Raw genomic sequence first — 19,878 nt, forward strand, 5'->3', positions numbered from 1 at the left:
TCACATGCACCAGACACTTGCAGACGCCGGCGCGCGCCACGCCATCGCCACCGCGCTCGACCAGACGCTCGTCGTCGAAGCCGCGGCGGGCACCGGCAAGACGACCGAGCTGGTCAGGCGCATCGTCCGCATCCTGGCCACCCGCCGCGCCAGGGTGGACGGCATCGTCGCGGTGACCTTCACCGAAAAGGCGGCGGGCGAGCTGAAGCTGCGGCTGCGCGAGGCGCTCGACGTGGCGCGGAACGACGCGCCGGAGGACGAGCGCGATGCGCTGAACGATGCGCTGCAGTCGCTCGAGGAAGCGCACGTGAGCACGATCCACGGCTTCTGCGCCGAGCTGCTGCGCGAGCGCCCGGTCGAAGCCCGCGTCGACCCGCTGTTCGCGGTGCTCACCGAATCGCAGGCGGAGCGGCTGTTCGCGCAGGCCTTCGGCGCCTGGATCCAGGCGCAGCTGCGCGAACCGCCCGAGGGGGTCCGCCGCGCGCTGCGGCGGTCGATCTGGCAGGGCTTCGGCGCCGCGGTGCGCGAAGACACGCCGATCGATCGCCTCGAGCGCGCCGCCTGGGAGCTGGCGCAGTGGCGCGACTTCACCGCGCCGTGGACGCGTCCGCCGTTCGACCGCGATCGCGACGTCGATCGGCTGATCGACGAGCTGCACGCCTTCGCCGGTCTCACCGACCAGCCGTCCTACGCGAAGGACACGCTCTTCCTCGACACTGCCGCGGCGCGGCACCTGTCGGCGGAGATCGCGATCCAGCAGGAGGGGACGGCGGACTACGACGGGTGGGAAGCGAGGCTGGTGGACCTCTCGCGCGACCGCAGCTTCTCCCGCGCGCGCCACGGCCGCGGCCCCGGATACAAGCAGGGCGTCTCGCGCCAGCGCGTCATCGACGCCTACGATGCGCTGAAGCCGAAGCTGGATCAGTTCCGTCTCGATGCCGACGCGGATCTCGCCGCCGCGCTGCAGCGGGAGCTGGCCGGCGCGATCGCCGGTTACGAAGCGCTCAAGGCGAGGGCGGGGGCGCTGGATTTCCTCGACCTGCTGCTCAAGGCGCGCGACCTCGTGGCCGGCAACGCCGGCGTGCGCCGCGGGTTCCAGGCGCGCTTCAGTCACATCTTCGTCGACGAGTTCCAGGACACCGATCCGCTGCAGGCGGAGATCCTGCTGCTGCTCTCGTCGGCCGATCCGGCCCAGGACGACTGGCGGCAGGTCACGCCCGTACCGGGGCGCCTGTTCATCGTCGGCGATCCGAAGCAGTCGATCTACCGGTTCCGGCGCGCCGACGTCGGCATCTATCGCGACGTCTGCGAGCGGCTGGCCGCCTGCGGCGCGCGGCCGGTGCAGCTCACGACGAGCTTCCGCGGCGTGCCGGAGATCCAGGCATGCGTGAACGCCGCCTTCGCGCCGGTGATGACGGGCGACGCGTTCACCCTGCAGGCTCACTACGTGCCGCTCGACCGGTATCGTCCCGGTCACAAGGGGCAGCCCGCGGTCGTCGCGCTGCCGGTGCCCGAGCCGTACGGGACGCGGAACATGTCGGCGCTCAAGATCGAAGCCTCGCTGCCGGACGCGGTCGGCGCCTTCGTCGAGTGGCTGACTGGCGAAAGCGGCTGGAAGATCGACGGACGGCGAATCCAGGCGCGCGACGTGTGCATCCTCTTCCGCCGCTTTCTCAGCTTCGGTGACGACGTGACGCAGCCGTACGTCCGCGCGCTCGAGGCGCGAGGCGTGCACCACGTGCTCGTCGGCGGCAAGACCTTCCACGATCGCGAGGAGGTGGAAACGATCCGCGCCGCGTTGTCGGCGATCGAGTGGCCCGACGACGAGCTGGCGGTGTTCGCGGCGCTGCGCGGCGCGCTGTTCGCCGTCGGCGACGAAGAGCTGCTCGAATGGAAGCAGCGCTTCGGCGCGTTCCATCCGTTCCGGATTCCCGGCCTCGACGATCGCGGCCCGAACGCCGCCCACCTGCAGCCGATCGTCGAGAGCCTGCACCTGCTGCAGCGTCTGCACCGCCGGCGCAACTACCGTCCGGTCGCGGACACGATTCAGGAGCTGCTCGACGCCACCCGCGCGCACGTGGGCATCGTGCTGCGCAGCGCCGGAGAGCAGGCCCTGGCCAACGTGTTCCACGTCGCCGAGCTGGCGCGCGAGTACGAAGCGGGCGGCGGCCTGTCGTTCCGCGGGTTCGTCGACGAGCTGCGCCTGGCGGCGGAGACCGCGGCGGCCGGGGAAGCGCCGATCCTCGAGGAGGGCAGCGACGGCGTCCGCATGATGACCGTGCACAAAGCCAAGGGGCTCGAGTTTCCGGTCGTCGTGCTCGCGGATCTCACCTGCAAGCTGGCGCGCGCCGAAGCCGGCCGCTGGCTCGATCCCGAGCGCAATCTGTGCGCGCTCAAGATCGGCGGCTGGTCGCCGATCGACCTGCTGCTGCACGATGCCGAGGAAGCGGCGCGCGATCGCGCCGAATCGCAGCGCCTGACCTACGTCGCCGCGACTCGCGCGCGCGACCTCCTGGTCGTCCCCGCGATCGGCGACGCGCCGTACGAAGGCGGCTGGCTCGATCCGCTCGTCCCCGCAATCTACCCGCCCGAGTCCGCCCGCCGCCAGCCCTCCCGCGCCCCCGGCGTGCCGGTGTTCACGTCCAGGGACACCGTGCTCGTCCGTCCCGACGGCGATCCCGCCACGCCCCACACCGTCGCCCCCGGCACCTACGTCCTGGCACCCGCGCACCCGGCGCCCGGCACCCCGTACCCGGTGACCTGGTGGGATCCGCGCGCGCTGCGGCTGGGGGCGACGTCGTCATTCGGCCTCAAACGCGACGACCTGATCGTGAAGGACGGCGACATGTTCGCCGTCGACGAGCGGCTTGCCGCGTACGAGCGCTGGCGTGAGGCGCGCGCGCAGACGCTGACGGACGCGTCCCGGCCGACGGTGAAGTTTCAGACGGCGACCGCATGGGCCGCCGAGGCGGCGAGCAGCGGGCTCGACCTGGCGATGCTCGACGGAGCGGGCGCGGACGACGTCCGGCTGATTCAGCTGCCGGGCGCAGCCGACCGTCCGCGCGGCGCCGCCTTCGGCACGCTGGTGCACGCCGTCCTCGCCACGGTCGCGCTCGACGCGAGCGATGAATCGATCGGACGCACGGCGCAGACGCAGGCGCGCATCATCAACGCGTCCGCGTCCGACGCCGCCGCCGCCGCCAATGTCGTCGCCGCCGTGCTCCGTCACGATCTCCTCGGCCGGGTCCGCGCCTCCGCGTCGGTGATGCGCGAAACGCCGGTGTCATGGGTGAACGAGGACGGGACGTTGATCGAAGGGGTGCTCGACCTCGCGTTCGAGGAAGGGGACACCACCTTCGTCGTCGACTTCAAGACCGATCACGAGCTGTCTACCGGGGAGATGCGCTACCGCGCGCAGCTGCGGCAGTACGTGCAGGCGGTGGCGCGCGCGACCGGGCGCCGCGCGTCGGGCATTCTCTTTCGCGTCTAGTCCACCGCGACCTTCATGATCGCCTTCTTCAGCGGGCCGCGCCCCGCCAGCGGCGCGTGGGCGTCCTGCGGGAAAAAGACGACGAAGGTTCCCGCCGGAACGGCCAGCCAGGTGGTCGGCCGCATGTCGAAGAATCCGACGTCCCTGGCGTCGTCGAACGGCGACGCCAGGGCACCGCAGTTCGCCAGCGGCATCCAGCCGATCTCTTCCGCGCCGTCGATGGTGTACTGGATGTCGATGTAGCGCCGGTGCGCCTCGAGCCGCGCGCCGTCGCGGCCGCGTCCCTGCACGTGATCGATCGAGAGGTAGAGACGGTCGCCGTCGACGGGATGGCGTCCCGGCGCGAACGACCGCAGATCGGCGTCGGCGAGAAAGCGGAAGGCGCGGGCGAAGAGCGGGTGGAGGGGCGCGTAGCGGTGGCAGAACGCGCCCGCGTCAATGATCATGGCGCGGGCGCTCCGTGCCTACTTCGTGATCTTGAAGTTGCTGACGTTCACGTCGACGTTGTGCGCGACGCGGATGCCCGCGATGCCGTCGAGCGACGTGAGCTTGCCTTCGCCGACCAGTTCCGCCTTCGGGAAGCTGGCGACGACGGTGCCGTTGATCTTGCAGTCCGCCTTCTCCGGCGTCACCACCCAGGCGACTTCCTGCGTGATGCTGCCGCCGGCCGTCGCCTTCTTCACCGCCTCGTTCGCGATCGGCTTGCGCCCCGCGCCGGGCGCGAACGGCGCCGGCCCGAAGCCGCGCACGATGAACGTGCCGTTGCCGTACGGCGTGCAGTACAGCAGCGATGCCTTGTCGGTGTCCAGGTTGGCGCCGCCGATGAACAGCCCGTACGGATGCGGGTGATCGTTCGACGACATGTATTTGGGCTCGGTGAAGGTCGCGCTCACCGTGTAGCTGCCGCTCGCGGTGTTGGCCGGGTTCCAGTAGACGGCGGCCGGGCCGTTGTTGATGTGGAACTCGCTTCCCTGCTGCGCGAACTTCGAATCGGTGAGCTTGCCGCCTTTCGAGGCTTCAGCGGCGTCGACCTTGCCCTGCCAGCCTTTGGCGGTGATGCCGCCGCCGGCGACTTTCCGGGAGGCGTCACCCTGTGCGGCCCCGGCGGCAGGCTGTTGGGCCTGCGTCCCGGCGACGGACAAGGCGGTGACGAGAGCGAACGTAATGGCGTAAACGCGGCGCATGTCTTGAACTCCTTCTGTGGCGGTCAGACTGCTGAATATATCTCAGTCCGCGCGCAGCGCCGCCGCCGGCGGAATCCGGGTGGCGCGGCGGGCGGGCAGGTAGCAGGCAGCCAGCGCGACCGTGACGAGCCCGGTGACGACCGCGGCGAACGTCGCCGGATCCAGCGGGTCGACGCCGAACACGAGCCCGTCGAGCCCCCGCGAGAGCAGCGCCGCTCCGGCGACCCCGAGGATCACGCCGGCGGTGGTCATCGACAGGCCGCCGCGGAGGACGAGCGCGACGACGTCGCGCCGTTCCGCGCCGAGCGCCATGCGGACGCCGATTTCGTGCGCGCGCTCCGTAACCCCGTGCGAGACGAGGCCATACAGGCCGGTGACGGCCAGCACGAGCGCGATCGCCGCGAAGACGCCGAGCACCAGCAGCGCCATCCGCTGCCGGGCGATTGACGCCGACAGCACCTCGTCCATCGTCCTGACGGCCGACACGGTCATCTCCGGGCTGACGCCCGCGATCGCGGACTCGATCGACGCGCGCATCGAACCCGGCGGCACCGCGGTCTTCGCCAGGATCGTGAGGTCGCGCGGCGGTTCCTGGGCCAGGGGCATGTAGACCTGCAGCGGCGTGGTCTCGGTCAGGCCTTCGAACTTGACGTCGCCGATGACACCGACCACTTCGCGCCACGTGCCCGGTCGTTCCGGCCATCCCTGCTTCAGTGACTTGCCGATCGGATCGTCGCCCGGCCACAGGGTGCGCGCGAGCGTCTCGTTGACCACGGCGACGGGCGGTGACGCCGCCCGATCCGCGGCGGTGAACACGCGTCCGCGCACCACCCGCATCCCGAGCGTGTCGAAGTACGCCGGCGAGACCGGGATCATCGCGGCCACCGGGATCCGATCGCGGGAAGCGGGGATCGGCTTGTCCCTCGCGGCGAACACCGAGTTCCAGGAGGAGCCGTCGATCGGCATCGAGTAGCCCGCCGCGGCGGCCGTGACGCCGGGCAGCTCGCGAACGCGCGCGACCAGTTCGCCGGCCGCCGCAGCTCGCTTCGCATCGTCGTCGAACCCGCGCGGCAGTTCGACGCGCATCGTCAGCAGATGATCCGGACGGAAGCCGGTGTCGAGCGAGGTGAGACCCAACAGGGTGCGGACCATCAGTCCGGCGCCGGCCAGCAGGATCAGCGCCAGCGCCACTTCCGCCACCAGCAATCCGCGACGCAGCCGGTGCGATTGCGCTGACGCTCCGGCGGTGCGCGTCCGGATGACCAGTGGCTGGCCGCTCGCGCGCGACGCCTGCGCGGCCGGGAACAAGCCGAACACGATCCCGCAGACGACCGCGGCGGTCACCGCGAAGAACAGCGCGGCGCGATCGAGCGACACTTCGTCGAGCCGCGGCGTCTCCGCCGGCGCGACGCCGAGCAGCAGCCGCAGCATGCCTGCCGCGAGCAGAATCCCGATGGCTCCGCCGGCGGCCGCGAGCGTCGTGCTCTCGACCAGCAGCTGCATCAACAGCCGGGTCCGCCGTCCGCCGAGCGCGGCGCGGACCGCCAGCTCGTGCTGCCGCGACGCGCCCCGCGCGATCAGCAGATTGGCCACGTTCACGCAGGCCATCAGGAGCAGAATCCCGACGGCGCCGAACAGGACCAGCAGCGTCGTGCGCTCTTCGTTCACCAGCCGCGACTGCAGCGGCGACATCACGGTGTTCAGTCCCGAGTTCGTGGCGGGATGCTCCTGCGCGAGCTGCCGTGCGATCTGCTGGAGCTCGTCGGCGGCCGCCCGCTCGGTTACGCCGGGGCGCAGCCGTCCGACGCCGACGAAGCCCTGGTGGTTTCCGCGATCGTTCAACGACGGATTGCGCGTGAACGGCCCGACGGACGTGAAGAGGTCGTAGTCGCGCAGGTATCGGAACCCGGCGGGCAGCACGCCGACGATGGTGAACTGGAAGTCGCCGAGGTTCAGCCGCTTCCCGAGCACGCCCGGGTCTTCGCCGAATTGTGCGCGCCAGAATGCGTGGCTCAGGATCGCCACCGGCTCCGCGCCCGGCGCATCGTCCGCATCGGTGATGCTTCGGCCGAGCGCCGGCTGCACGCCGATGGTGGGAAAGAACGAGCCGGTCACCGTCCGGCCGAGGACCCGCCGCGCCTGCCCGTGCCCCGTCATCGTGAACGACGAATGGCGCGACACCGCGATGCGTTCGAACGATCGCTGCCGGACGCGGAGGTCCTGGAAGTTCGGCCACGACACCGACACGACCGCGCCGCTGCTGTTCGCTTCGCTGATCCACATCAGGCGATCGGACTCCGGGAACGGCAGCGGCCGCAGCAGCACGGCGTTCACGATCGAGAAGATGGCGGTCGACGATCCGACGCCGAGCGCCAGCGTCAGGACCACGAGCGCGGTGAAGGAGGGGGCCTTCGCGAACGAGCGGCAGGCGAAGCGAAAGTCCTGCAGGAGACTGTCGAGCGTCAGCATGTTCTTGTACCCGTGTCCGCGGAAGAGGAGGGAGAGCGCCTCGCGCCAGTACCAGGCGCGGGATTGCCGGCGGCGGAACTCCTCGAGGAGATCGCCGCGGACGACGTCGTTCTGCCGATCGAGCGGCAGGAAGCGGCGCAGCAGCCATTCGGCGAGCGGCGGCGGATCGTGCCGCATCAGCCGCGCCCCGGATCGTTCAGCCGCGCATCCAGCCCGGCCCAGAGCCGCCGCACCACGTCGCGCGCGGCACGCAGCGACGCCAGCCCCACGGGAGTGACGGCATACAGCCGCCGCGGCAGGCCATCGCGGGCTTCGGTGCCCGGCACCGTGTGCCACCGCAGCAGTCCCTTGTCTTCGAGACGATCGAAGGTCGTATAGAGCGCGCCGCGCGACACGCGGCGGCCGGCGCGGGCCTCGAGCTCGCGTCCGATCTCAGGTCCGAACGCCGCGTCCTTCAGCCGGACCACCACGAGCAGCACCTGCTGCTCGAACTCGCCGAGGTAAGGGGGGCTCGTCATGTTGTCTACGTCGTAGACATCCTCGAAAGGCTTTGACGGACGGCGATCCCCGGCGGTTTACCGCGATCGAGCAACTTCGTAATGAAGCACGGCAGTCTTGTCGGCCGGACGCCGCGGAGCGGCGCACACGGCGGGCGCAAGTCACAGCCGCCAAAGTACTTACAATGTTGAGCCGGCGCACACCCCCGTGGAACGTGTCTTGCGGATCCACCCGTCACCATGAAACACAGCCTTATCGGAATCGCGATTCTGACGATGGTGACGGCGGGGCCGGCGTTCGCGGCGCAGAAACCGAAGGGCGGCGCCCCCAAGCCGCACGCCGTTTCGAAGACGGTCGTGAAGTCGCAGCCGACGGCGCACGGCAAGTCGACCGTCAAGCTGCAGTCGAAGAGCACCGTGAAGCCGGTCAAGGTCAAGGCCACGGTGAGCAAGACGACCGTGAAGTCGAGCCCGAAGTCGACCACCAAGTCGACCACCGCGTCCGCCAGGACGTCGGTCAAGACGACGAAGAAGACGGAGGTCGCGCGGACGTCCACGCCGACGACCACGACGACCACCACCACCACGACGACGAACACGACGCAGCTCTCGCCGGTGCAGCAGAAGCTGGAGCGCAACACGAACCTGGCGGCGAAGCTGCGCAGCCGGCTGCCCGCGGGCACCGACCTGATGACGGCAGCGGCCGGCTTCAAGAACCTCGGCCAGTTCGTTTCGACCGTGAACGCGTCCTACAACCACAACCTCTCCTTCGAGGGGCTGAAGCAGCGCATCGTCTACGAGAACATGAGTCTCGGCCAGGCGATGAAGGACATGCGGTAGGCGCCGATGCGTACGTGGATCGCCGTCCTCGGGACGGCTGCCGCGGTGCTGGTGTGTGACACCGGCACCGCGTTCGCGCAGGGCAACGGCCGCGGCAACGCGTTCGGACACTACAAGAGCACGGTAACAGCGGCGTCGAACCCCTCGAGCGCGGTGCCCGGGAGCAACATCGCGGGAACCGGCGTCCGCAACTTCGGATCGTGGCTGGACGACGCGTCGGTGATGGAGGCGGGGACCGGGTTCGTCAGCTTCGGCGTCGGTCTGTTCAAGACGCCGGTGTATCGCGAGCTCGATCTGCCGACCGTCGACAGCGGCGTCGCGATTCACCGGCGCGTGCAGATCGGCATGAGCGTGCCGTACTACCGCGCCTCCGTCACGGGCGCGCCCGTGGTCCGCGGCTTCGGCGACATGTATCTGAGCGCCAAGGTTCAGCTGCGCGAGCCGGGTCCGTCGCGGCTCGGCTTCGGCGTGACGCCGATGCTCGAGGTGCTCAGCGTCGATCCGCCGGACGGCAGCAGCCGCGTCACGTGGGCGCTGCCGGCCAGCGTCGAGCTGCAGCGCCAGGGCTGGCGCCTGTTCGGCAGCGCCGGCTACTTCTCGCGCGGCGCGATGTTCGGCAGCGGCGCCGTGGAAATCGAGGTGTCGGATCGGGCCTCGATCAGCGGCGCGATCAGCCAGTCGTACTCCGTGCACCACGACGATCTCAGCGCCGCGCTCGGCCTGCACAAGGCGCGGACCGACGTGAACGGCGGCATCTCGTTCGTGCTGCGCCCCGACGTCGCGCTCTACACCAACGTCGGGCGCACCATCTCGGCGCGCGACGACAACAGCGCGACGCTGATGTTCGGCGCCGGCGTGCTGCTCGGGTTCAAATAGCTACGGTTCTTCGTCCCTCACGCGCGGCTGCCGCCGGCCGGGCGGCGGCGCGCTGAGGACGCCGTCCAGCCACGCCGCGACGACGGCGTGGAAATCGGCGCGGCGCGCGTCGCCGCGCAGCGCCTGCTCCGCGTCGGATCCTTCGAACAGATCGACGAACACCTCGGCGAGGAACTCGCGGTCGCCGATGGAGGAGCGGACCCGGTCCGGCGGAGGCCCCGCCATCTCGATGCCGAAGTCGTGTCCGCGCGACTGCGCGAGCCGTTCCAGGAAGAACCCGTCCGCCTCGGCCGGATTGCCTCGTCGGGCCGAGGCGAGGATGCGGGTCTCGCCGTCGCCGGAATCGCAGTAGAGCAGGATGCCGGACGGCAGCGCCACGACCCAGAGCTCCCATCGGTGATCGCCCCACGTCAGCTCGAGCACGGTGCGCGAGCGCAGCGCGTCGGCCTCCACCCCGCCCTCGCCTTCGAGCGCGCTCTCGATCACGTCTTCGAGATCGAGCGGCGCGTGCGGCACGCGAAACGGCCAGATTCCGCCGCGCGACCGGAACTGTCTGGCGCGCAGTTCCAGCGCGTCGAGCACGCGCACGCGCCGCTGGCGGACCGACGACAACACGCCTCATCATCGCATCCCGGCGCGCCGCGCCGTGGTAGCCTTGACCGCAGAGCTCTTGCAGCTCTGCCATTCCTGCGAAATGGCGGCGGAGGAGTGGTGCGGCCCGAGTCCAATTCAGGCGTCATCGCGCGGGTGCTGGCGAAGGCGGCGGTCATCGTCGTCGTCGCGCCGGCGGCAGCCTGGCTGTTCCTGGCCGGGCTGCGGGCGCTGCCTCCGCTCGACAAGCCGGCCGACGCGGTGCTGGGCGCCGCCTACAGCGTGGCGTGGATGCTGGTCTGCGTCGTCGTCGCCCGCGCCTATCAGCGCTCGAACGAGGATCGCAACCGCTGCCGCGAAGCCAACCGCGTTGCCGAACAGGCCGAGCGGCTCGCCCAGCTCACCGCCGCGCTCGCGCAGGCGCGGACCCCCGCGGCGGCGATCGAGGCGGCGCTGCAGGAGCCGCTGCACGCGCTGCGCGCCGACGCCGGGCTGGTGCTGCTGCTGCGGCGCGACGGCAGCACCGCGGAGGTGGCGCGCGCGGTGGGATACCGGCCGGAGGAGCGCGACGCCCGCGGCGAGGAATCGCTGGACGTGAAGACGCCCGCCACCGATGCGATCGGCCGCGGCGCGCCGGTGCTCATCGAATCGCCGTCGAAGTGGGACCACGAGTACCCGTCTGGCGCGCGCGGCGAGTTCGGTTCGGTCGCCGCGGTTCCGCTGCTCGTCGGCAGCAGAGTCGTCGCCGTGGTGCGGCTCGAGTTCCGCGAGCGGCGCGCGTTCACCACTGCCGATCGCGATTACGTGCAGGCGCTCGCCGCGCGCGGCGCGCAGGCCCTCGATCGCACCTGGCAGCACGAGTCGGCGCTGAGCGGACGCGCCGAGGCGGACGCCCAGCGGCAGCGCGCCGAGCGCGAGCTGGTGGAACGGCAGAAGGTCGAAGCGGCGCTCCGCGCCAGCGAAGCGCGCTACCGGGCGCTGGTGGCGCGCACCACGCGGCTGCACGGGCTCGCCGCCGCGCTGTCGGAAGCGGCGACCCTCGATCACGTCGCCCGCGCCGTCGTCCAGCACGGGCGCAACGTGCTCGGCGCCGCGAGCGGCGACGTGGCGATGCTCGTCGACGGCGGCACGGCGTTCGAGACGGTCTTCGCCGACGGTCCGCGCGCCGCCGGCCCCAGCGCGCGCGAAGCGGCGGTGCCCGGACTGTGCGCCACCGAGGCGGTGCACAGCCGCGCGCCGGTGCTGGTCAGCTCCTTCGACGAGTGGCAGGAGCGCTACGCGCGATCCGCGACCATCGCCGCCGACGGCGGCTACGTCTCCTCGGCGACGCTGCCGCTGCTGGTGGATGGCGTGGCCGTCGGCGTGCTCGGGTTCCACTTCACCAACCCGGTGAACTTCGACGACGACTACCGCGACCTGCTCGTCTCGGTGGCGCGGCACTGCGCGCAGGCGGTGGAGCGCGCCCGCCTCTATGAGGCGGCGGACCGCGCGCGCGCCGATGCCGAGACCGCCAACCGGCACAAGGACGAGCTGGTCTCGATCGTGTCGCACGAGCTGCGGACGCCGCTGAACGCGATCATCGGATGGACCTCGATGCTGCAGCAGGGCGCGCTCGACGAGCAGGGCATCCAGCGCGCCCTGCAGTCGATTGCCGACAACGCGTCGCGGCAGCTTCGCCTGGTCGAGGACCTGCTCGACTTCTCCCGGCTGCAGTCCGGGCGGATGTCGCTGGACGCGGCGCCGGTCGATCTCCGCGCGCTCCTGCGCGAGGTCATCGAGTCGATCATCCCGGTCGCCGCGTCCGGCGGGATCCACCTGGACGTCTCGCCCGTCCCCGACGTGCACCTGACCGCCGATCCCCGGCGTCTCGAGCAGATCTTTCTGAACCTGCTCGGCAACGCGTTGAAGTTCACGCCGGAAGGGGGGCGCGTCGCGGTCGCGGTGGACGCGACGGACGCCGAGGTCTGCGTCCGCATCACCGACACCGGCCCCGGCATCGATCCCGACTTCCTGCCGCACATCTTCGAGGCGTTCCGCCAGTCCCATGCCGCGTCGCGGCACTACGGCGGCGCGGGCCTGGGGCTGTCGATCGCCAAGGAACTGGTCGAGGCGCACAAGGGGCGAATCGCGGCCGAGAGTCCCGGCATCGGCCGCGGCGCGACGTTCGTCGTGACGCTGCCGACCGTCTCGTCCGCCGAGCAGGAGGCGGTCGGCCGCGGCCCCGCCTCCTCCGCCGCGGCGCCGCGCTAGAATCCGACCCATGCTGATGCGACTTCTCGCGAGCGCGCTGCTCGCGCTCACGCTCGCCGTTCAATCGGGCGCGCCGGCCGACCTTGCCATCGTCAACGCCCGCGTCTTCACCGGCGTTCCGGCGCAGCCGTGGGCCGAGGCGGTCAGCATCCGCGCGAACCGCATCGAGGCGGTCGGCACGAGCGCCGCGATCCGAACCGCCGGCGCGGCGCGGATCGTCGACGCCGGCGGCCGCCTGCTGATTCCCGGGATCAACGACGCCCACACGCATCCGGGCGCGATGCCCGAGATCGTGCAGCTCGAGGGGCCGCCGGCGATGGAGCAGGATCCGCCGCTCGACGAGGTGCTGGCGCGGATCCGCAAGACGGTCGCCGCCGCCCCGCAGGGCCGGTGGATCCTCGGCGAGATCGGCGCGAACGCCCTCGACGATCCGCGCGCCACGCGCGCCGTGCTGGATCCGCTCACGCCCGACCGGCCGCTGATGCTGTACGCCTGGACCGGGCACGGCGCGATCCTCAATACCGCGGCGCTGCGCGCGCTCGGCGTGTCGGACACGGAGCCGGATCCGGCGGGCGGCTGGTTCGGCCGCGCCGACGGCAGGCTCACCGGCCTGGCGCACGAGTATGCCGACTACCTGATCGCGCAGCGCCTCTCGATGATCCCGGACCGAGCCGCGCAGGTGAAGGCGATGCAGCAGTTCGCCGCCGAAGCGGTGACCTTCGGCATCACCAGCGTGCAGGCGATGATGACGGCGTATCCGATGGCCGACGCGGCGCCGTGGATCGAGTCCGCGAACCTTCCGATCCGCACGCGGTTGATCGACTTCCCGCTGACGCCGATGAAGGAGTGGCGGGCCCCCGCCGGACGGCGCGTCAAGGCGGCCTCCCCGCTCGTCACCGCGTCGGGCACCAAGTGGGTTCTCGACGGCACCCCCATCGAGCGGCTGGCGCTGCTGCGCGCGCCGTATGCAGACGCGCCGAAGACGAGCGGCCGCGCGAACATGACCGGCGTCGAGCTGCGCGAGTTCCTGCGGCGCGCCTACGACGCGAAAGAGCAGCCGCTGCTCCACGCGGTGGGCGATGGGGCGATCGCGCTGGCGCTCGATTCGCTGCAGGACACCGGCGGCGCGCGGTGGTTGACGCTCCGTCCGCGGCTCGAGCACGCAGACATGATCCAGGCGGCCGACTTCGCCCGCGCGGCGCGGATGGGCGTGACGCTGGTGCAGAACCCGTCGCACTTCACCATCGCGCCGATCCTGCGTCAGCGGCTCGGCGCCGAGCGCCTGGCGCGCACCGATCTGGTGAAGAGTGCGATCGCCGCCGGGGTGCCGTTCGCGATCGGATCCGACGGCCCGCTCAATCCGTTTCTCAACATCATGTTCGCCGCGGCCAACGCGGCCAACCCCTCGCAGGCGCTGACGGTCGAGCAGGCGCTCACCGCCTATACGAAGGGCTCGGCGTTCGCCGAGTTCGCCGAGCGGCAGAAGGGCACGATCGCCCCCGGCATGCTCGCCGACCTGGCGCTCCTCTCGCAGGACATCTTCAAGGTGCCGGCGCCCGAGCTGCCGCGCACCACCAGCCTGCTGACGATCGTCAACGGCCGGATCGTGCACGAGGCGAAGCCGGCCGCGGCGGTGCAGCCGCGCGCCCCGCTCACCGCCATGTCGTTCAACATCCGCTACGGCACCGCCAACGACGGCGACAACCGGTGGCCGCTTCGCCGCGACTTCCTCATCGACGTGCTGCGCGAGCAGTCAGCCGACATCATCGGCCTGCAGGAGGCGCTCGATTTCCAGATCGACGAGATCGTCGCCGCGCTGCCGGCCTACGCCGTCATCGGCACCGGCCGCGACGACGGCGCCCGCAAGGGAGAGTACGCGGCGATCCTGTTCCGCCGCGATCGCTTCCAGGTGTCCGATGCGGGCACCTTCTGGTTCTCCGATACGCCCGAGGCCGTCGCCTCGAAATCGTGGGGGAACCGCATCACCCGCATCTGCACGTGGGCGCGGCTGGTGGATCGCGACGGCCGCGCCTTCTGGCACTACAACGTGCACCTCGATCACGAGTCGCAGCCGTCGCGCGAGCGCAGCGCCGCGCTGCTGCGCAGCCGCATCGCCGGACGCCGCCACCCGGACGAGCCGGTGGTCGTCACCGGCGACTTCAACGCCGGCGAGCAGAACGCCGCCGTCACCACGATGGTCTCCGGCGGGGCGTTGGTGGATACGTTCCGCGTGCGGTTCCCGGACGAACGCGTCGCGGGCACGTTCAGCGGTTTCGACGCGGCCAGGACGGGCGGCGAGAAGATCGACTACGTGTTCGTGCCTCCGGGCACCGAGGTCATGCGCGCCGAGATCGTGCGCAGCGCGCGATCCGGGCGGACGCCGTCGGACCACTTCCCGGTGATTGCACAGATCCGCCTGCCGGCGTCGGCGAAGTGATCCCGCGTCAGCGTTCACCCGGCTTCGCCGCGCCGAGCGCCGCCAGATCTTCGCCGCCGCGGCCGGCCGCGATTACCTCGTCCATGCGCCTGGCGACGCACGGCAGTGCGACGAGCGGGCGACCCTTCGCCGCCGCCACCATCAGCGCGACGTCCTTGCGCGCCATTTCCACCGCGAAGCTGGCCGGCGTGGTCTCGCCGCGCGCCATCCGCGGACCGCGGAAGTTGATGATGTTGGCGGCCTGGAACTTCTGGAACACGCTGAGGCCGTCGAGCGGATCGATGTCGTTCGCGCGCGCCATCGTGATCACGTCCGCCAGGCCGCCGCTGATCGCGAACAGCATGCAGTTGCCGAACAGCTTGTAGGCGGCGGCGAGGTCCGTTCGCTCGCCGAGATACCACACCTCGCCGGTCATCCCCTCGAGCGCCGCGCGCACGTCGTCGAAATCGGTGCGCGGCGCCGAGACCAGCATCAGGCCGATGCCGTCGGCCGCCATCTGCGGCGACATGAAGACCGGCGCGTGCACGTACCGCACGCCGGTGGCGCGCATGCGTTCGGCGCGCGCCCTGGTCGCCTCCGGCAGCGTCGTCGAGTGATCGACGACGATCGTGCCGCGCTCGAGCGACGGGGCGATCTGCTCCAGCATCTGATTGACGACGGCATCGTCCGGCAGGACGAAATGAACCCGGTCGGCGCCCGCCGCCGCCTCGCGCGGCGACGCGGCGACCCGCGCGCCGTGCTGCTCGAGCGCGCGCGCCTTGCTCTCCGTCCGATTCCACACCGTCACGGCCGTCCCCGACCGCAGGAAACGCTGAACCATCCCGGACCCGAGCAGGCCCGTCCCGAGTAACGCGATTCGTGCCACGCTGCCTCCTGCTGCGATTATGTCGCGCGACGGCGCGCGCCGTCCGATTGCGCTACCCGGGCGGGCCAGCTCCTGGACGAGCTCAGACGTGTGACCGACTGATGTCAGACGACTTTCACGAACCCGTGCATTTCCTGATCGAAGTGCGGGACGAGGCCGCAGACGACCAGGTAGGTGCCCTTCTCCGCGAACGTGACCGTCTCCTGCCGGTCCTGCGGCAGCGGGCGCGGATCGAGACCGCGGTAGACGCGATTGGTGGAATCGTCGACGAAGCCGGGGAACGGCGGCGGCCCTGGCGTCGCTTCGACGACGTTGCGGGTGATGCTGTCGAGGGTCGTTCCGGGCGCGTAGATCAGCACGAGATGCACGCCGTTGATCTGGAACGTCACGGCGCCGCCCGCCCGGATCGTCGCTTCATACGGGCGCAGCTTGTGATGGTTCGCCTGGCGCGGGCTGTTGTTCGGGTAGCGATCCAGCGGCAACATCCACTGGCCGAACGACACCGTCGCATTCGCAAGCGGACCGTCGAGCTGCGAGTGGTGATCCTGCGTCTCCTGTTTACCCGCGGCGACGCTGCCGAGCGCGCCGGCGGCCGCGAGCGTCACCGATCCGACGCCGAGTTTTTCGACGAATTCCCGTCTTTTCATCGGGTACTCCCTTTGGCTCCGGGGGCCGGCGCCCCGAGGCCGCGCCAGTCTCTTCGGTTTTGGGCTCCAAGACAAGCCGCGGCCGCGTTTTGCGCTGCGCAACACGGCGTATTTCCTTGCGATACCCGCCCCGGTCGGCTACACAAGTGCTCGCAGGAGGAGTTCGAATGCAACGCCTGAAGATCGTCGTGTGCGCGTGCCTCGCGCTCGCGGCGGCGGCAACGTCCGGGTTCGCCCAGGATTCGCGCGGCACCATCAGCGGCACCGTCCGCGACACGAGCAAGGGGGTCGTCCCCGGCGCGACCGTGACCATCACCAGCGAGGCGATGGGCAACGCCATTACGGCAGTGACCAATCAGGACGGCTTCTTTCAGGCGCCGTACCTGATCGCCGGCACCTACAAGATCGCGGTGGAGCTGCAGGGCTTCAAGAAGTACGTCCGGGAAGGCATCGAGGTGCGCATCGCGGATCGCCTCGATCTGGACATCACGCTCGAAGTCGGCGGCACGGTGGAAGAGGTGACCGTCGCCGCGACCACGCCGCTGCTCCAGACGACCAACGCCTCGCTCGGCAACGTGGTCGACGCGCGCCGCATCGCCGAGCTGCCGACGCCGCACGGCGATCCCTACGCGCTCATCGGCCTCGCCGCCGGCGTCGCCTACACGGGATCGCTGCGGCTCGATCGCCCGTTCGAGCCGACCCACATCGTCGGCTACGCGATGGACGGCACCCGCGGCAACCGCAGCGACCTGACGATCGACGGCGTGCCGAGCACCGCGACGGCGAACGCCAACGAGGTCATCGCCTCGTACGTGCCCCCGCCCGACGTCGTCCAGGAATTCAAGGTGCAGACCGCCACGTTCGACGCGAGCTTCGGCAACACCGAAGGGGGCGTGACCAACCTGAGCATCAAGTCGGGCACCAACGAGCTGAGGGGGACGGCCTACTTCGTGAAGACGCCGCCGAGTCTCTTCGCGAGCGATTTCTTCAGCAACGCGAACCGGCTGCCGCCCACCGACTTCAGTTACAACCGCTACGGCGGGATGGCCGGCGGCCCGGTCGTGCTGCCCGGCTATGACGGCCGGCGGAAGACGTTCTTCACCTACGGCTTCGAAGGCATCCACGAGGCGCGGCCGCGCAACAACGGCACGCCGACGGTGCCGACCGAGAAGATGCGCAACGGCGACTTCTCGGAGCTGCTCGCGCTCGGACCGCAGTACCAGATCTACAACCCGTTCACGCGGCGCGCGGTGGCGAACGGACGCTTCCAGCAGGATCCGTTCCCGGGCAACATCATCCCGGCGGCTCTCATCAACCCCGTGGCGAAGGCGGCCCTCGAGTACATCGGCCGTCCGCTGTCGCCGGGGAACGCCGACGGCACCGGCAACTTCCAGCAGCCGTCGCTGCCCGAGACCATCAAGTACGCGACCAACACGATCCGCGTCGACCACGTCGCCACCGAGAAGCAGCGCGTCTACGGGCGGTTCAGCTGGTACGACCGGAACAGCAACTACAACAACTACTTCAACAATCTCTCCACCGGCGAGTGGTTCCAGTTCATCTCGCGCCAGGCGGCGTTCGATCACGTCTGGGTGATGAACTCGTCGACGGTGATGAACCTGCGCTACGGCTTCAACCGCTTCGTCCGCGGCACCGACACCAACCCGGGCAACCACGGCTTCGACCTGACGTCGCTCGGCTTCCCGGCGGCATACAACTCGGCGATCGGCCAGGACCTGCGCCGCTTCCCGCGCTTCGACATCACCGGCTATCAGGGCACCGGGTTCGGCGGCGAGTTCCGTCCGAACGAGACCCACTCGTTCATCGGCACGATGACCCGGTCGATTGGCGCCCACTCGCTGCGCACCGGCATGGAGTTCCGGCGCTACGCGGAGACCTCGACCTTCTTCGCCAACGATCAGACCGGCCAGTTCGTGTTCGACGGGACCTGGACGCGCGGCCCGCTCGACAACTCGCCGACCGCGCCGGGACAGCTCGGCCAGTCGTTCGCCGCGTTCCTCCTCGGCCTGCCGACCTCCGGACAGATCGTGCGCCGCGCCAGCTACGACGAGGCGTCGTCCACCTACGGCTTCTACGTCCAGGACGACTGGCGCGTCGGCCCGCGCCTGACGGTGAACCTCGGGCTGCGCTACGAGCTCGAGTCGGCGCTGCGGGAGGCGCAGAACCGCAGCGTGCGCGGCTTCGACGCCGCGGTGTCGCAGCCGATCGAAGCGGCGGCGCGCGCGGCGCTGAACACCGCGGCGACCGGCATTCCGCTCGACCAGTTCCATGTCCGCGGCGGCCTCACGTTCGCCGGCGTGAACGGCCAGCCGGAAGCGCTGTACGAGGTGCCGAAGAACAACTGGATGCCGCGCGCCGGCGCCACGTTCAAGCTCGACGAGAAGACCGTCGTCCGCGGCGGCTACGGCGTGTTCTACGGCTTCCTCGGCCAGCGCCGCGGCGACGTGATCACGACCGGCTTCAGCGCCAACACGCCGCTGACCGTCTCGCTCGACAACGGCCTCACCTTCATCGAGACCCTGTCGAATCCGTTCCGCGGCGGGGTGATCGAGCCGGTCGGCTCGGCTGCGGGGATCCAGACGTTCCTCGGCCAGTCGATCACCTTCTTCAGTCCCAATCCGAAGTCGCCGCGCAACCAGCGCTGGCAGATCGGCCTGCAGCGCGAGCTGCCGGGACGCCTGGTGCTCGATCTCGCGTACGTCGGCAATCGCGGCGACGACCTGCCGACCGGCCGCAATCTGAATGCGACGCCGAATCAGTACCTGAGCACCAGCACGACGCGGGACAACGCGACGAACGATTATCTGACCGCCCAGGTCCCCAACCCGTTCGTCAACCTGATGCCGGCGACGGCCGGCGCCGGGTTCCGCGGCGCCAACATCCAGCGTCAGCAGCTGCTGCGTCCGTATCCGCAGTTCGACGCGGTCAACACGACGACCAGCGAAGGATGGTCGCGCTACCACTCGCTGCAGGCGGGGCTGCAGCGGCGGTTCGCCAACGGCTACACCTTCGGCGTGAACTACACCTACTCGCGGTTCATCGAGGCCACCGAGTTCCTCAACGCCGGCGATCCGGAGCCGTGGAAAGGGATCTCGAGCCAGGACGTGCCGCACCGGCTGTCGATCAACGGCATCTACGAGCTGCCGTTCGGCCGCCAGCGCCGCTTCGCCGCCGACGCGAACCCGGCGTTGAACGCGCTGATCGGAGGCTGGCAGCTGCAGGGGATCTTCACCCTGCAGAGCGGCTTCCCGATCGGCAGCTTCCCGAACCTGTTCTTCACCGGCGACCTCGACGACATCGCCTCGGACGAGCCGACGCTCGCGCGGTGGTTCAACGTCGACGCCGGGTTCAACCGCATCACCGCCCAGCAGCCGGTGTCGAACCTGCGCACCTTCCCGCTCAGGCTCGACTCGGTGCGCGGCGATCGGACGAACAACGTGGACCTGTCGGTGATCAAGAACACGGCGCTGCCGCGCGGCAAGTCGCTGCAGTTCCGCTTCGAGGCGATCAACGCCTTCAATCACCCGCAGTTCCCGTCGCCGGGCGGCAACAGCCTCAACCCGACCAACGCGTCATTCGGGCAGGTGGTGACCTCGGCGCAGCTGAACTACCCGCGCCGCGTGCAGGTCATGCTGAAGTTCCTCTTCTGATCCGTGGCCCGAATCTCGACAGTATCCGTGCTTGGTGCTCCGTGCTGATCCGTGTTATCGG

General features: G+C 70.3%; 13 protein-coding genes. 6 read left to right on the forward strand and 7 right to left on the reverse strand.

Translation table 11 applies throughout. The features are described from left to right. Nucleotides 1-4 precede the first annotated feature (4 nt). Nucleotides 5-3,490, forward strand: a complete 3,486-nt coding sequence (locus VFK57_06970) for a UvrD-helicase domain-containing protein (GenBank protein ID HET7695432.1) — start codon at nucleotides 5-7, stop codon at nucleotides 3,488-3,490. On the opposite strand, the gene VFK57_06975 is transcribed toward VFK57_06970, so the two are convergent. From VFK57_06975 to VFK57_06990, 4 genes are read right to left on the reverse strand one after another with little or no spacing between them, the layout of a single operon-like run. Beyond that, nucleotides 3,487-3,936 (reverse strand): YhcH/YjgK/YiaL family protein, encoded by a 450-nt coding sequence (locus VFK57_06975; GenBank protein HET7695433.1) that lies wholly within the window; start codon nucleotides 3,934-3,936, stop codon nucleotides 3,487-3,489. The two genes, VFK57_06970 and VFK57_06975, sit on opposite strands and share 4 nt — an antisense overlap. Before the next feature lie 18 nt (nucleotides 3,937-3,954). Next, complete coding sequence (locus VFK57_06980; GenBank protein ID HET7695434.1) at nucleotides 3,955-4,674, reverse strand: hypothetical protein; 720 nt, start codon at nucleotides 4,672-4,674, stop codon at nucleotides 3,955-3,957. 42 nt (nucleotides 4,675-4,716) lie between these two features. After that, nucleotides 4,717-7,320 (reverse strand): ABC transporter permease, encoded by a 2,604-nt coding sequence (locus tag VFK57_06985; GenBank protein HET7695435.1) that lies wholly within the window; start codon nucleotides 7,318-7,320, stop codon nucleotides 4,717-4,719. Next, nucleotides 7,320-7,661 (reverse strand): helix-turn-helix transcriptional regulator, encoded by a 342-nt coding sequence (locus VFK57_06990; GenBank protein HET7695436.1) that lies wholly within the window; start codon nucleotides 7,659-7,661, stop codon nucleotides 7,320-7,322. The genes VFK57_06985 and VFK57_06990 overlap by 1 nt, the downstream gene beginning before the upstream one ends. A gap of 219 nt (nucleotides 7,662-7,880) precedes the next feature. Between VFK57_06990 and VFK57_06995 the strand changes: the two genes are divergently transcribed. Both VFK57_06995 and VFK57_07000 read left to right on the forward strand, forming a co-directional pair. Next, the gene (locus VFK57_06995; protein HET7695437.1) at nucleotides 7,881-8,480 is read left to right on the forward strand and encodes a hypothetical protein; all 600 of its coding nucleotides are present in this window, start codon (nucleotides 7,881-7,883) and stop codon (nucleotides 8,478-8,480) included. Nucleotides 8,481-8,486: 6 nt separating this feature from the next. Further along, entirely contained in the window at nucleotides 8,487-9,356 is an 870-nt protein-coding gene (locus VFK57_07000; GenBank protein HET7695438.1) for a hypothetical protein, read from the forward strand. Here VFK57_07000 and VFK57_07005 read toward each other — a convergent pair whose 3' ends face one another. Next, complete coding sequence (locus VFK57_07005) at nucleotides 9,357-9,971, reverse strand: hypothetical protein (protein HET7695439.1); 615 nt, start codon at nucleotides 9,969-9,971, stop codon at nucleotides 9,357-9,359. A 96-nt stretch (nucleotides 9,972-10,067) separates the two neighbouring features. On the opposite strand from VFK57_07005, the gene VFK57_07010 reads away from it, so the two are divergent. Beyond that, complete coding sequence (locus VFK57_07010; GenBank protein HET7695440.1) at nucleotides 10,068-12,197, forward strand: GAF domain-containing sensor histidine kinase; 2,130 nt, start codon at nucleotides 10,068-10,070, stop codon at nucleotides 12,195-12,197. A 10-nt stretch (nucleotides 12,198-12,207) separates the two neighbouring features. Next, a complete protein-coding gene (locus VFK57_07015; GenBank protein ID HET7695441.1) occupies nucleotides 12,208-14,634 on the forward strand; it encodes an amidohydrolase family protein in 2,427 nt (808 codons plus the stop codon). A 7-nt stretch (nucleotides 14,635-14,641) separates the two neighbouring features. On the opposite strand, the gene VFK57_07020 is transcribed toward VFK57_07015, so the two are convergent. Together VFK57_07020 and VFK57_07025 are read right to left on the reverse strand one after the other, a co-directional pair. Beyond that, entirely contained in the window at nucleotides 14,642-15,499 is an 858-nt protein-coding gene (locus VFK57_07020; protein HET7695442.1) for an NAD(P)-dependent oxidoreductase, read from the reverse strand. 104 nt (nucleotides 15,500-15,603) lie between these two features. Continuing rightward, nucleotides 15,604-16,146, reverse strand: a complete 543-nt coding sequence (locus tag VFK57_07025) for a hypothetical protein (GenBank protein ID HET7695443.1) — start codon at nucleotides 16,144-16,146, stop codon at nucleotides 15,604-15,606. A gap of 167 nt (nucleotides 16,147-16,313) precedes the next feature. Between VFK57_07025 and VFK57_07030 the strand changes: the two genes are divergently transcribed. Next, on the forward strand, nucleotides 16,314-19,817 hold the full coding sequence (locus VFK57_07030; protein ID HET7695444.1) for a TonB-dependent receptor: 3,504 nt from the start codon (nucleotides 16,314-16,316) through the stop codon (nucleotides 19,815-19,817). The last annotated feature ends 61 nt before the right edge of the window (nucleotides 19,818-19,878 follow it).

This window comes from Vicinamibacterales bacterium (assembly GCA_035699745.1).
GTDB lineage: Bacteria > Acidobacteriota > Vicinamibacteria > Vicinamibacterales > 2-12-FULL-66-21 > JAICSD01.

Bases quoted from the DNA above. Each gene is read 5' to 3' on its own strand.
- VFK57_07015 (HET7695441.1), top strand. From the start codon at position 12,208: ATGCTGATGCGACTTCTCGCGAGCGCGCTGCTCGCGCTCACGCTCGCC.
- VFK57_06990 (HET7695436.1), bottom strand. From the start codon at position 7,661: ATGACGAGCCCCCCTTACCTCGGCGAGTTCGAGCAGCAGGTGCTGCTC.
- VFK57_06995 (HET7695437.1), top strand. From the start codon at position 7,881: ATGAAACACAGCCTTATCGGAATCGCGATTCTGACGATGGTGACGGCG.
- VFK57_07030 (HET7695444.1), top strand. From the start codon at position 16,314: ATGCAACGCCTGAAGATCGTCGTGTGCGCGTGCCTCGCGCTCGCGGCG.
- VFK57_07000 (HET7695438.1), top strand. From the start codon at position 8,487: ATGCGTACGTGGATCGCCGTCCTCGGGACGGCTGCCGCGGTGCTGGTG.
- VFK57_06980 (HET7695434.1), bottom strand. From the start codon at position 4,674: ATGCGCCGCGTTTACGCCATTACGTTCGCTCTCGTCACCGCCTTGTCC.
- VFK57_07025 (HET7695443.1), bottom strand. From the start codon at position 16,146: ATGAAAAGACGGGAATTCGTCGAAAAACTCGGCGTCGGATCGGTGACG.
- VFK57_06970 (HET7695432.1), top strand. From the start codon at position 5: ATGCACCAGACACTTGCAGACGCCGGCGCGCGCCACGCCATCGCCACC.
- VFK57_06975 (HET7695433.1), bottom strand. From the start codon at position 3,936: ATGATCATTGACGCGGGCGCGTTCTGCCACCGCTACGCGCCCCTCCAC.
- VFK57_06985 (HET7695435.1), bottom strand. From the start codon at position 7,320: ATGCGGCACGATCCGCCGCCGCTCGCCGAATGGCTGCTGCGCCGCTTC.